Source organism: Colwellia sp. BRX8-9, assembly GCF_014077245.1.
Taxonomy (GTDB): Bacteria; Pseudomonadota; Gammaproteobacteria; order Enterobacterales; family Alteromonadaceae; genus Colwellia_A.
The window spans coordinates 36,398-49,766 of sequence record NZ_JACGVN010000006.1 but is presented as its reverse complement, the minus strand read 5'-3'; the positions used below and the strand labels follow the sequence as shown (position 1 = coordinate 49,766).

14 protein-coding genes are annotated in these 13,369 nt (G+C 38.2%); all 14 read right to left on the bottom strand.

What is annotated here, in order from left to right; translation table 11 throughout:
* Positions 1-16: 16 nt before the first annotated feature.
* Entirely contained in the window at positions 17-1,390 is a 1,374-nt protein-coding gene (glmU, locus tag H4J70_RS06690) for a bifunctional UDP-N-acetylglucosamine diphosphorylase/glucosamine-1-phosphate N-acetyltransferase GlmU (RefSeq protein ID WP_182250792.1), read from the bottom strand.
* A 266-nt stretch (positions 1,391-1,656) separates the two neighbouring features.
* Positions 1,657-2,079: a F0F1 ATP synthase subunit epsilon gene (locus H4J70_RS06685; protein WP_070375313.1), complete on the bottom strand. Its 423-nt coding sequence runs from the start codon at positions 2,077-2,079 to the stop codon at positions 1,657-1,659.
* Positions 2,080-2,153: 74 nt separating this feature from the next.
* The gene (atpD, locus tag H4J70_RS06680; protein WP_070375312.1) at positions 2,154-3,539 is read right to left on the bottom strand and encodes a F0F1 ATP synthase subunit beta; all 1,386 of its coding nucleotides are present in this window, start codon (positions 3,537-3,539) and stop codon (positions 2,154-2,156) included.
* A 58-nt stretch (positions 3,540-3,597) separates the two neighbouring features.
* Entirely contained in the window at positions 3,598-4,458 is an 861-nt protein-coding gene (gene atpG / locus H4J70_RS06675) for a F0F1 ATP synthase subunit gamma (RefSeq protein ID WP_070375311.1), read from the bottom strand.
* Positions 4,459-4,485: 27 nt separating this feature from the next.
* On the bottom strand, positions 4,486-6,027 hold the full coding sequence (atpA, locus tag H4J70_RS06670; RefSeq protein ID WP_070375310.1) for a F0F1 ATP synthase subunit alpha: 1,542 nt from the start codon (positions 6,025-6,027) through the stop codon (positions 4,486-4,488).
* Positions 6,028-6,043: 16 nt separating this feature from the next.
* Positions 6,044-6,577 (bottom strand): F0F1 ATP synthase subunit delta, encoded by a 534-nt coding sequence (gene atpH, locus H4J70_RS06665; RefSeq protein WP_070375309.1) that lies wholly within the window; start codon positions 6,575-6,577, stop codon positions 6,044-6,046.
* 14 nt (positions 6,578-6,591) lie between these two features.
* Positions 6,592-7,062 (bottom strand): F0F1 ATP synthase subunit B, encoded by a 471-nt coding sequence (gene atpF / locus H4J70_RS06660; protein WP_070375308.1) that lies wholly within the window; start codon positions 7,060-7,062, stop codon positions 6,592-6,594.
* 40 nt (positions 7,063-7,102) lie between these two features.
* Positions 7,103-7,330 (bottom strand): F0F1 ATP synthase subunit C, encoded by a 228-nt coding sequence (gene atpE / locus H4J70_RS06655; RefSeq protein ID WP_086745850.1) that lies wholly within the window; start codon positions 7,328-7,330, stop codon positions 7,103-7,105.
* An 84-nt stretch (positions 7,331-7,414) separates the two neighbouring features.
* Positions 7,415-8,269 (bottom strand): F0F1 ATP synthase subunit A, encoded by an 855-nt coding sequence (atpB, locus tag H4J70_RS06650; protein ID WP_182175911.1) that lies wholly within the window; start codon positions 8,267-8,269, stop codon positions 7,415-7,417.
* A 47-nt stretch (positions 8,270-8,316) separates the two neighbouring features.
* The gene (locus tag H4J70_RS06645; RefSeq protein WP_182217504.1) at positions 8,317-8,712 is read right to left on the bottom strand and encodes an ATP synthase subunit I; all 396 of its coding nucleotides are present in this window, start codon (positions 8,710-8,712) and stop codon (positions 8,317-8,319) included.
* A gap of 311 nt (positions 8,713-9,023) precedes the next feature.
* The gene (locus H4J70_RS06640) at positions 9,024-9,908 is read right to left on the bottom strand and encodes a ParB/RepB/Spo0J family partition protein (RefSeq protein WP_182217502.1); all 885 of its coding nucleotides are present in this window, start codon (positions 9,906-9,908) and stop codon (positions 9,024-9,026) included.
* 27 nt (positions 9,909-9,935) lie between these two features.
* Complete coding sequence (locus H4J70_RS06635; protein ID WP_070375304.1) at positions 9,936-10,733, bottom strand: ParA family protein; 798 nt, start codon at positions 10,731-10,733, stop codon at positions 9,936-9,938.
* 21 nt (positions 10,734-10,754) lie between these two features.
* On the bottom strand, positions 10,755-11,387 hold the full coding sequence (rsmG, locus tag H4J70_RS06630; protein ID WP_182222561.1) for a 16S rRNA (guanine(527)-N(7))-methyltransferase RsmG: 633 nt from the start codon (positions 11,385-11,387) through the stop codon (positions 10,755-10,757).
* 27 nt (positions 11,388-11,414) lie between these two features.
* Positions 11,415-13,304: a tRNA uridine-5-carboxymethylaminomethyl(34) synthesis enzyme MnmG gene (gene mnmG, locus H4J70_RS06625; protein WP_182217500.1), complete on the bottom strand. Its 1,890-nt coding sequence runs from the start codon at positions 13,302-13,304 to the stop codon at positions 11,415-11,417.
* Positions 13,305-13,369: the final 65 nt, after the last annotated feature.

Genomic DNA, 13,369 nt, shown 5'->3' with positions numbered 1-13,369 from the left:
TTAAATATCAATTAACCTAGCTTTTTTTGGTCGGTCTTTGCCAGCCGGTTATATTTCTTTGTTTACCTCTAGCAACCGCTAATTCACTGGCTGCTACATCTTTAGCAATAACAGAGCCTGCACCTATGGTGGCATTAGCACCGATAGTAACCGGGGCCACTAACGAACTATTTGAACCGACGAAAGCACCGTCATCTATAATGGTTTTAAACTTATTAACGCCATCATAGTTACAAGTGATGGTTCCAGCACCAATATTAACATTTTGACCAATAATCGTATCGCCCAAATAAGTTAAGTGTCCCGCTTTACTCCCAGCTCCTAAGGTTGTTTTTTTCATTTCAACAAAATTACCAACATGAGAGTCTTTATTCATTACAGAGCCGGGGCGCAGTCGAGCAAATGGTCCGACAGAACAGTCTTTACCAACAACGGCGTCTTCGATAATACTATTTGCTTTAACTATGCTATTTTCGCCGATTGTACAATTTTTTAAAATACAATTGGCTCCTATTTGCACACCACTCGCTAAGGAAACATCACCTTCGAAAATACAATTGATATCGATATGCACTTCTTCTCCAATGACTACGTTTCCACGAATATCGATGCGGTTAGGATCACGTAGGCTTGCCCCCGCTATCATTAACGCTTCGGCTTCACGTAGTTGGAAAGCTCGTTCTAATGAAGCAAGTTGCACTCGATTATTGGCACCTTCAACTTCAATCTCGGTATCGGGATGAGCAGTAGCAATAGTTTTACCTTCATGATGACATGCGGCAATAATATCAGTTAAGTAATATTCACCTTGGGCATTGTCACTTGACAAATTTGCTAACCAACGTTTTAAATCTCCACCATTTGCTAATAAAATGCCGGTATTAGCTTCGGTAATTAATAACTGTTCGGCCGAAGCATCTTTTTGCTCTATGATGCCAACCACTGCATTATCTTTACGCATAATACGACCGTAGCCAGTAGGATCAGCTAAATTTACCGTTAGTAATCCCATACCATGGTCTGGTTTAACCGCTAATAATTTTTCTAATGTACTAACTTTGGTCAGTGGTACATCACCATAAAGCACTAAAACATTTTCATTATCTTTAATGAAAGGTGATGCCATATCTACGGCATGTCCGGTACCTAGTTGTTCTTTTTGTTCAATAAATGTTAAATCATCATTTGCACTACTATTCGCTATTGTCGCTTTTAATACTTCACCACCAAAGCCATAGACAATATAGATATTATCGGCGTTTAATTGGCGTGCAGCATTAATGACATGGCTAACCATAGGTTTGTCAGCAATTGCGTGAAGTACTTTAGGGAGTGATGAACGCATGCGAGTACCTTTACCCGCGGCAAGAATGACAACTGAAAGAGACATAGTATATCCGTTATTTATGTTTTTGATGGTAATAACAAATATTGTAACCTTGTTTTAACAGATAAACTATAGCCAAGTAGCGCTATAAGTATCTGATATATTTTTACATCATCAAGATTAATTGTTTAACAAGGTTCAGTAAATTTAACCGAGTGGCTGTGTAGTAAGACTTAATTAGCCAGTATATTAAAGACAAAAAAAAGCGATATATACCTTAAGTAAATATCGCTTCTCTGTCACTAAAACTTAGTGCTTTGTCTGTAAAGTTAGACTTTTTTATTAGACGCTTGTATTACGCGTAATTGCGCAGTTACTCGCGCTAATTCAGCCGCAACTTCAGCAAAACCAACATCTCCGCCATGGGCGTTCATGTGTTTTTCTGCACGTTGCTTAGCTTCTAATACTTCTTTTTCATCCAAATCGTCTGCACGTATCGCTATATCAGCTAATACGGTTACGTTATTTGGTTGAACTTCTAACATGCCGCCAGAAAGATATATAACATCTACTGAGCCACCATATTTAACAATACGAGCCATACCAGGTTTTAGCGAGGTCAATAAAGGTGCGTGACCAGGCATAATACCTAGTTCACCTTCTGAACCTGTGATCTGTAATGATTCAATACGTCCAGAGAATAGATTCTCTTCTGCACTTACTACATTTAGATTTACCGTCATTGCTGACATTTTGACCTCCTAAAGTAGGCGGTTAGATAGTCAATAAGTCGATGACTTACGTTAACCTAACACGCCCAAGCAAATTACATGTTTTTAGCTTTTTCAACTGCTTCTTCGATAGAACCAACCATATAAAAAGCTTGCTCAGGTAAATCATCGTATTCACCTGCAAGTAAGCCTTTAAAACCACTGATAGTGTTTTTAAGTGACACATACTTACCAGGAGAACCGGTGAATACTTCAGCAACAAAGAACGGTTGAGATAAAAAGCGTTGAATCTTACGTGCACGATTCACAGCTAATTTGTCTTCTTCAGATAATTCATCCATACCTAAGATGGCGATAATATCTTTAAGTTCTTTGTAACGTTGTAATGTTGATTGAACACCACGGGCAGTTTCATAATGCTCAGCGCCAACAACTAATGGATCAAGTTGACGAGAAGTAGAATCTAGTGGGTCAATTGCAGGGTAAATACCTTGCGAAGCGATATCACGACTCAATACAACCGTTGCATCTAAGTGAGCAAAAGTAGTAGCTGGAGAGGGATCAGTCAAATCATCTGCTGGTACATATACCGCTTGGATTGAAGTGATTGAACCTTTCTTAGTTGAAGTAATACGCTCTTGAAGTACACCCATTTCTTCAGCAAGTGTTGGTTGATAACCAACCGCTGATGGCATACGACCAAGAAGTGCAGATACTTCAGTACCGGCTAATGTATAACGGTAAATGTTATCAACAAAGAATAATACGTCACGACCTTCGTCACGGAATTTCTCTGCCATTGTTAAACCTGTAAAGGCAACACGTAAACGGTTTCCTGGAGGCTCGTTCATTTGACCGTAAACAAGTGATACTTTATCAAGTACATTTGAATCGTTCATTTCATGATAGAAATCGTTACCTTCACGAGTACGCTCACCTACACCAGCAAATACTGAGTAGCCGCTATGCTCAATCGCGATGTTACGAATAAGTTCCATCATGTTAACGGTTTTACCAACACCAGCACCACCGAACAAACCAACTTTACCACCCTTAGCGAATGGACAAACTAAATCGATTACTTTGATACCAGTTTCAAGTAGCTCATTTGACATCGCTTGGTCAGCATATGCTGGCGCTTGGCGGTGAATTGACCACTTTTCTTCTTCGCCGATTGGGCCAGCTTCATCGATAGGCTCACCCAATACGTTCATGATGCGACCCAAAGTTGCAGTACCTACTGGAACTTGGATGTTCTCACCTGTGTTTTCTACATTCAGACCACGACGTAAACCGTCAGATGAACCCATGGCGATAGTACGAACTACGCCACCACCAAGTTGCTGTTGTACTTCAAGTACTAAGCCACTAAGGTTACCTTCAGTTATTTTTAACGCGTCATATACCTGAGGTACAGCATTTTGTGGAAATTCTACATCCACAACTGCGCCAATGATTTGGACGACTTTACCTGTACTCATGTTTAATCCTCTAATCTTGTGCTCTTATTTACTAATAAAATAAACAAAGAACTTTTGTTTATACCGCTGCTGCACCAGCACAGATTTCACCCAATTCTTGAGTAATACTTGCTTGACGCGCTTTGTTATATACCAATTGTAAATCATCAATTAAGTCACCCGCATTATCTGTTGCAGCTTTCATTGCAACCATACGAGCAGCTTGTTCACAGGCGAGATTTTCAACCACACCTTGATATACTTGCGATTCCGTATAACGAACGAGCAGTTTTTCAAGTAAAACTTGAGCATCAGGTTCGTATAAATAATCCCAGCTATGCTTAAATGCGTCATCATCTGACTTAGGCAAAGGTAAAAGTTGATCGATTGTTGGTTTTTGCGTCATGGTATTAACAAATTTGTTATATACAATGAACAATCTATCTATTTCACCACTATCATAGGCATTCAACATCACCTTAACACTACCAATTAAATCAGTTAGTGAAGGATTGTCACCTAATCCAGACTTCTGCGACACTATTTTAGCACCGATATTGTTAAAAAATGACGTAGCTTTAGAACCCACTATGGCAAATTCAACATCGGCGCCCGCTGTTTGGTGTGTACCCGCATCAACAAGTACCTTTTTAAATAAATTAATATTTAAACCACCACACAAACCACGGTCTGTTGAGACAACGATATAACCTACACGCTTGACTTCACGTTCAACCATATATGGATGACGAAATTCTAAATTACCAAGTGCGACGCGACCGATCACATCTCGCATATTCTCAGCGTATGGACGAGATGCAGCCATGTTATCTTGCGCTTTGCGCATTTTACTAGCTGCAACCATTTCCATTGCGCTGGTGATCTTCTGTGTATTTTTTACACTTCCAATCTTTGATTTAATCTCTTTACCACCAGCCATGACTATTCTCCAAAAAGGTGAACTAAATTACCAAGTTTGAGTAGCTTTAAAAGCTTCAATTGCTTTCGCTAAACCAGACTCGATATCTTTGTTATAGTCGCCTTTTTCATTGATAGTAGCCATCAACTCAGCGTGATCATTGTTTACGTAAGTGCGTAATGCATCTTCAAAATCAACCACTTTAGCGATTTCAACATCGTTTAAGTAACCTTTTTCTGCAGCAAATAACGATACAGCTGTTTCAGCAATTGACAATGGACTGTATTGCTTTTGCTTCATCAGTTCAGTAACACGTTGTCCATGCTCTAATTGAGCACGAGTCGCGTCATCTAAATCTGAAGCAAATTGAGCAAATGCAGCTAATTCAGCATATTGTGCTAAGGCTAAACGTATACCACCACCTAACTTCTTGATGATTTTAGTTTGCGCAGCACCACCAACACGAGAAACAGAAATACCAGCGTTAACAGCAGGACGAATACCTGAGTTAAATAGGTTAGACTCTAAGAAAATCTGACCATCAGTAATTGATATTACGTTAGTTGGTACGAAAGCAGATACATCACCCGCTTGCGTTTCAATGATAGGTAAAGCCGTTAATGAACCCGTTTTACCTTTAACTGCACCGTTGGTAAACTTTTCTACGTATGCTTCGTTTACACGAGCAGCACGTTCAAGTAAACGACTATGAAGATAGAAAACGTCACCTGGGTAAGCTTCACGACCTGGTGGACGACGTAAAAGTAATGAAATTTGACGGTAAGCAACTGCTTGCTTAGACAAATCATCATATACGATTAATGCATCTTCACCACGATCTCGGAAGTATTCACCCATAGTACAGCCAGAATATGCTGACAAGTACTGTAGTGCGGCAGCTTCAGAAGCACCAGCAACAACAACTATAGTATTATCTAACGCGCCGTGTTCTTCTAAAGAACGTACTAAGTTAGCAACTGTAGAAGCCTTTTGGCCTATTGCTACATATACACACTTAATACCAGTATCTTTTTGGTTAATAATGGCATCTAAAGCGATGGCAGACTTACCAATTTGACGGTCACCAATGATAAGTTCACGTTGGCCACGGCCAATTGGAATCATTGAATCAATTGATTTAATACCTGTTTGTACAGGTTGATCAACAGATTTACGTTCGATAACACCTGGTGCTAAAACTTCAACAGGAGAAAAACCATCATTTTCAATAGGTCCTTTACCGTCAATAGGTTCACCCAAAGTGTTAACCACTCGACCTAATAAACCACGACCTACTGGTACTTCTAAAATACGACCAGTACTTTTAACTTTTACGCCTTCAGCTAAGTCAGCGTATGGACCCATAACTACCGCACCGACCGAATCACGGTCAAGGTTTAACGCGATAGCAAAACGGCTACCAGGAAGTTCGATCATTTCACCTTGCATTACATCAGCAAGGCCATGTATACGAATAATACCATCAGTTACAGAAACGATAGTACCTTCGTTGCGAGCTTCGCTGACAACGTCAAACTGTTCAATACGATTTTTGATCAGTTCGGCGATTTCAGTGGAATTCAGTTGCATGCTCTTTTCCCTTATTCTAGGATTGTAAAATTGTTGCTAAACGGCTCAATTTACCTTGTATAGAGCCATCAATTACCATGTCATCAGCTTTAATAATTAAACCTGAAATAATAGTCGCATCGACAATACAATTAAGCTTTACTTTTCGAGCCAGACGCTTTACAAGCGCGGCGCTAAGTGTTGTTTTTTGCTCTGCTGTAATTTCTACAGCTGAGGTTACATCCACAGTAACTTCTTGCTCAAATTCAGCTTTAAGTGCTAAAAATTGCGTCAAAACATGTGGTAGCACCAACAAGCGTTCGTTTTCTGCCATTATTTTCAAGAAATTTTGGCCTTGACTGTCTATTTGCTCGCCACAAACACTTAAAAAAAGTGCTTGTGCCTGCTCGACTGAAGCACCACCAGAAAGAACCCCTTTAATGGTTTCATCTTTGGCAACTTCAGCAGCAAAGGTCAGCTGTGATAACCAGCTATCAATAGCCTTTGCTTCAACAGCAAAATCGAACGCTGCTTTAGCGTAAGGACGAGCGACAGTTGTCAATTCAGACATAGCTCTATTCCCTCTTAAAGTTCAGCGACGAATTTATCTAAGATGTCACTATGTGTGGCGGCATCAATAGAACGTTCAAGAATCTTCTCGGCACCGGCGACAGCAAGAATAGCAAATTGTTTGCGCAATTCTTCTTTAACACGGTTACGTTCAGTTTCGATTTCTGTGTGACCTGTAGCTAAGATTTTTTCTTTCTCAGCTTGAGCTTTTACTGCAGCTTCTTCAACTATTTGCGTTTCACGTTTTTTCGCTGCTTCGATAATTTCGGCAGCTTGTGACTTAGCTTCTCTAAGTTGAGCAGTAGCTTTTTCTTGAGCAAGCTCAAGATCATTTGCAGCACGGTCTGAAGCAGCAAGTCCATCAGCGATCTTTTTCTGGCGAGCTTCAATAGCATCGTTCAATGGTGGCCATACATATTTCATGCAGAACCAAACAAAAACAACGAATGCTATTAATTCACCAATTAGAGTGGCGTTTAAATTCACAACCGCTCCTCCTTAATAGTAAGCTGTTCAAATAATGAAATTAAAGTACAAACAATAATACCATCGCGATACCAACACCGATCATAGCAACGGCATCGATTAAACCAGCTAAAATAAACATTTTCACTTGTAGTGAAGGAGCTAGTTCTGGTTGACGTGCACACGCTTCCAAGAATTTACCACCCATGTTACCAAAGCCAATTGCAGTACCAATAGCACCAAAACCGATTAGTAAAGCAACTGCGATAAACTTAATCGCTTCAGGCATTGTTAATATTTGTTCCATTTTTTTCTCCAAAGTTTTAATTGTAAAGTTAAAGTTAAAGTTAAAGTTAAGGTTAAAGGTTAAAAATTAATGATTATCAGAACTCGCCATACTTAAGTAAACGATTGTTAGCATCATAAAGACGAATGCTTGCAATACGATAACTAATATATGGAATACAGCCCAGACAAAGTGCAATGGAAGCTGCATCAAACCAACAGCGCCAATTAAGATGAATATTAATTCACCTGCATATAAGTTACCAAACAAACGTAGTGCTAACGAAAATGGCTTAGCAACAAGAGCAATGGTTTCAAGTAATAAATTACAAGGGATCAAAAATACCATCGCTAACTTGTTTTTGGTGTTGAACGGGTGCAAGGTTAATTCTTTAACAAAACCGCCAAGACCTTTTATTTTTATTGAATAAAAAATCATCAATAAAAACACGCCAAGTGCTAGAGCAGCCGTTAAATTAATATCTGTTGTTGGTACAACTTTCATGTAGACATCGTGACTGTCCATGCCGAAAGCAGTTTCACCGACAAAACCAGCAAATGCAGGTAAGAAATCAACTGGAATTAAGTCCATTAAGTTCATTAAAAAGACCCAAACAAATATCGTTAAGGCTAATGGTGCAATTAATGTACTTTTTCCTTGGAACGTTTTATTAACGTTGTCACCGACAAACTCGACAACCATTTCAATAAAACATTGAAATTTATCAGGAACACCTACAGTAGCTCCTTTAGCAGCTTTGCGAAAAGTCCACAAAAACAGCATACCTAGGCCAATTGACCATGCTAGTGTATCTATATGCCATGTCCAAAACCCACTGTCACTACATGCTTTATTAAATGCTAAACCAGTATCGGTTGTACACATTTTTGCATTAGTTAAATGGTGTTGGATATGGCTTGATAAGGTGACTTCTTCTGCCATTTTATTATCCCAAAAGTTAAAGTTTATAAATCTTTATCGCCAGTGAATTAACGTTCAGTTAAAAAAACTGGCAGTAGTAATGTTAAAAACACCACCACACAATATGTGCTTAAAAATATTAAGGGTGAAATCACTAAAAATTTAAATACTAGCGCGAATAATAACGCTGTATAGAGCATTTTTAATTTTACGCCGGTATAAAAAGATTCCATAACCTTTCTTGAGGCATTTGCACCTGCATACTTAAATGCTTTATAAGCGAAAATAATATTAGGAACTATCACCACTACTCCACCTACAAGTAAAGAGTAAGCGTATAAGAGTCCCCAATTGAAATATGTTATTACCGCGCATATAACGACCAACATTGTCATTATACCGATTTGTCTCGACGCTAATTTTCGACCAGGCGTAGTTAATAAATTTTGATAACCTTTCGCCACTGCGGTCTCCAACGTAATGCTTCGTAGTCATAGTATTTTTTAAAGTTAATACTTTAACTTTAAAAAAGTCGTCGCAAGTATACTTAATTACAGCACTAATGCAACAAAATAGGGCGTTGATTGCCCCAATATGTACAAAATTTAACACTAAATTTAGAAAGCTTTAATCGAAAATGAAAACGTTACCTTTGAATGACATAACTAAAGATAAAATAGTTAAATAAAACTTATTTTTTATCGTGGTTAATGGGTAATAAACAATATTTTTTATTATTACCCGTTAACTACCTTAAATATAATATGCGCGCAATCTAATAAGAGTTGAAGCGAGAAATAATACTATCAAGCTCAGATAGGTCGCTGTAGGAGATAACCAATTTTCCTTTACCTTTTTTGTTATGAGCAATTGTCACCTGTGAACCAAATCTTTCTGATAAATTTTGCTCTAAACTTTTAGTATCTGGGTCTTTTTCTTTTTCTTCAATCACCTTCTCTGGTGCTTGTATCTTTTTAATTAACGCTTCTGTTTCACGAACGGTTAAATCTTTAGCAACAACAGTTCTAGCCGCATTACTTTGTATGTCTTTTTCTAATGCTAGTAACGCACGTGCATGTCCCATTTCGATATCACCGTGTTCTAGCAATGTCTTAACGTCTTCGTTGAGATTATTTAAACGCAGTAGATTAGAAACAGTCGTTCTAGATTTACCCACCGCATTGGCTACTTCTTGGTGCGTTAACTCAAATTCTGTTAATAAACGCTCTAATGCAATAGCTTCTTCCATTGCATTAAGATCTTCACGCTGAATGTTTTCAATTAAGGCAATAGCGATTGCAGCTTCATCGGGTACATTTTTAATTAAACAAGGAACCTTGTCCATTTTAGCTAATTGCGCGGCTCGCCATCGACGCTCGCCAGCAATTATTTCATAATTGTTTTCACTAATATTTCGAACAACAATTGGCTGTATAATTCCTTGAGAAAGAATAGAATTTGATAAATCTTCTAAAGCCTCAGCCGACATATCTTTGCGGGGTTGGTATTTACCCTGTTGTAATTGCTCTATGGGTAAATATTGTAATTCACTGTCTTGATTAGAAGATAAATTACGTTGAGTCGCATCATCAGTTTCTTTATTTGATGTTAATAATGCATCAAGGCCACGACCTAGGCCTCTACGTTTTGCTGGACTCATAATTTTCCTTCGGGTTTATCTAAATAGTTAATCAATTGTTTTTTCAGGTTTTTGTTTTTTTTGTTCTGCTTTACGTAATATTTCACCGGCAAGTGCTAAATACGCTTTTGCACCAGTTGATGACTTATCGTAATACATTACTGGTGAGCCAAAACTGGGTGCTTCAGCTAAACGGACATTACGTGGAATTACGGTTCGGTAAACTTTATCACCAAAATGACGTTTCAATTGTTCTGAGACATCATTAGCTAATCGGTTACGGGGGTCGTACATCGTTCGCAAAATGCCTTCTATGTGTAAGTCAGCATTCACTACCGATGTTAACTGCGAAACTGTGTCCATAAGTGCTGTTAAGCCTTCTAATGCATAGTATTCACATTGCATGGGCACCAACACCGAATCAGCAGCAGTCATGGCGTTCACTGTCAGCATATTCAATGAAGGAGGGCAGTCAATTATAATATAATCATATTGATCGCGAATAGGGGCTAAGGCATTTTTTAGACGATGTTCTCGAGAATACACTTGCATTAATTTGATTTCAGCAGCAGTAACATCAGTGTTGGCGGCAATTAAATCATATAAACCTGACGTTTCTCGACATACCACTTCTTCGAAAGACTTTTGTTCGACAAGTAATTCATAGCATGTTGCGTGTACTTCATACTTATCGATTCCACTGCCCATAGTGGCATTGCCTTGAGGGTCTAAATCAATTAATAATATTTTTCGTTTGGTTGCTGCTAGTGAGGCAGCTAAATTAACAGATGTTGTTGTTTTACCAACCCCACCTTTTTGGTTAGCAACCGCAATGATTTTTCCCACAATGACCTCGAAAGTATTTTATTATATTATTATTTTTTTTAGTTTAATAACATGGCGTTCGCCTTGTAAATTAGGCACGATTATTTCGCTACTGTCTACAAACTTTATATGTTCTGGTAATTGTTCTATTTCTTCGCGGGGAAATTGACCTTTTAGTGCATAAAATCGCCCCGTTTCATCCGCAATCAGATGTTGACACCAATTGACCATATCTTCAAGTGATGCAAATGCTCGACTTAACACACCATCAAAGAGTTCATCAGGTTGATATTTTTCAACCCTGGATAAAACTGGTGTGACATTCTTGAGCTTTAGTTGAAAAACCACTTGTCGTAAGAAAGTGATTCTTTTACCTAAACTGTCCAATAAAACAAAATTTCTTTCAGGGTATAAAATAGCTAGCGGTATACCTGGTAAACCTGGTCCTGTACCTACATCAATAAATGATTGACCTTTTAACTCTTTGCCTACCATTAGGCTATCCATTATATGTTTAACCAGCATATCACTGGTATTACGGACAGATGTTAGGTTATAAGCCTTATTCCATTTATCTAACAATTCAACATATTGAATTAATAAATCTATTTGTGCTTCATCGAGTGTTAATTCGCTTTTATCAATGAGTAATGTTAGTTCAGTTTTAAGTGTCATTTTTTTTTCGCGTTTTAATAATTTTAATTAGGCAATCTTACGTAACAAACCATGCTTTTTAAGATAAACCAATAATAACGATATCGCTGCTGGTGTAATACCGGATATACGTGATGCTTTGCCAATTGTTTCAGGTCGTGAATCACTTAATTTTGCCACAACTTCATTTGATAAACCCGATATTTGGGTAAAATCAAAATCTAGTGGGATCAGCGTATTTTCGTGTCGTTTCTTTTTTGATATTTCATCAAGTTGTCTATCAATATAACCTGCATATTTAATTTGAATTTCAACTTGCTCTGCAGCTTGTTTATTTGTAATTGCCGGTCCTAAACCTTCTATTTTCATTAAATCATCGTAACGAACTTCAGGGCGTCTGATCAGATCTTCTAAACTATTTTCTCGACTGATATCGGCTTTAAGTAGCTCATTGATTTGATCTACGCCAGAGTGATCTTTTTGGATCCAGGTTGTTTTTAAGCGTTGACGCTCTAGTTCAACCATCTCTATTTTTTCGTTAAAGGCTTTCCAGCGAGCTTCATCAACTAAGCCCAGTTTATAACCTTTTTCTGTTAATCTGATATCAGCGTTATCTTCGCGTAACAATAATCGGTATTCAGCACGTGAAGTAAACATACGGTAAGGTTCTTTAGTGCCTAGCGTCGCTAAGTCGTCAACCAATACGCCCATGTAAGCTTCATCGCGGCCTAAAATAAGTTCTTCTTTTCCTTGTACTCGAGCTGCAGCATTCGTCGCCGCTAATAGCCCTTGAGCTCCAGCTTCTTCATAACCAGTCGTACCGTTAATTTGTCCAGCAAAATATAAATTTTCAACAAATTTACTTTCAAGGGTTTGTTTCAAATCGCGAGGATCAAAGTAATCATATTCAATAGCGTAGCCCGGTCGAGTGATATGAGCGTCTTCAAAACCTTTGATTGAACGTACTAATGCCATTTGAACATCGAAAGGCAAACTTGTTGATATACCGTTAGGATATATTTCATGGGTTGTTAACCCTTCAGGTTCAACAAATATTTGATGAGAATCTTTATCTGCAAAGCGAGTTATTTTATCTTCTATTGAAGGACAATATCTTGGTCCAACGCCTTCAATAACGCCAGTGTACATTGGCGATCTATCGAGACCATTTCTAATAATATCATGGGTATTACTGTTGGTATGGGTAATGTAACAAGGTACTTGAGCTGGATGATCATCTCTTGATCCCATAAATGAAAATACCGGTCGAGGATCATCGCCTGGTTGTTGCTCCATTTTAGTAAAATCTAAGCTGCGTGCATCTAAACGAGGTGGGGTACCTGTTTTTAAACGATCCATTCGAAATGGCATATCACGTAGATTTTTTGCTAAATTTACACTTGCAGGATCTCCTGCTCGGCCACCTTGGTAATTATTCAAACCGATATGAATTTGTCCTGCTAAAAATGTGCCAACGGTTAAAACAACGGACTTCGCTTTAAATTTCAATCCCATTTGTGTAGATACACCGACAATTCTATTATTTTCTAGAATAAGATCGTCACAAGGTTGTTGAAAAATAGTAAGATTTTCTTGATTTTCTAAATGACTTCTAACATACGAGCGATATAAAATTCGATCAGCCTGTGCTCGTGTAGCACGAACAGCAGGACCTTTACTGGCATTTAATGTTCTAAATTGAATTGCAGCATGGTCTGTAGCCGTTGCCATTAATCCGCCTAAGGCATCAATTTCTTTAACAAGATGTCCTTTGCCAATTCCGCCAATGGCTGGATTACATGACATTTGACCTAAGGTGTCGATGTTATGCGTTAACAATAATGTTTTACAACCCATACGTGCTGCTGCAAGACATGCTTCAGTTCCGGCATGACCACCACCCACTACGATTACGTCATAAGATTCTTGGTACCACATAAATTTCAGGCCTTGATTAAACGTTAAAAATATTTTTATGAATAATTTGTTATTCAAAAATTAGG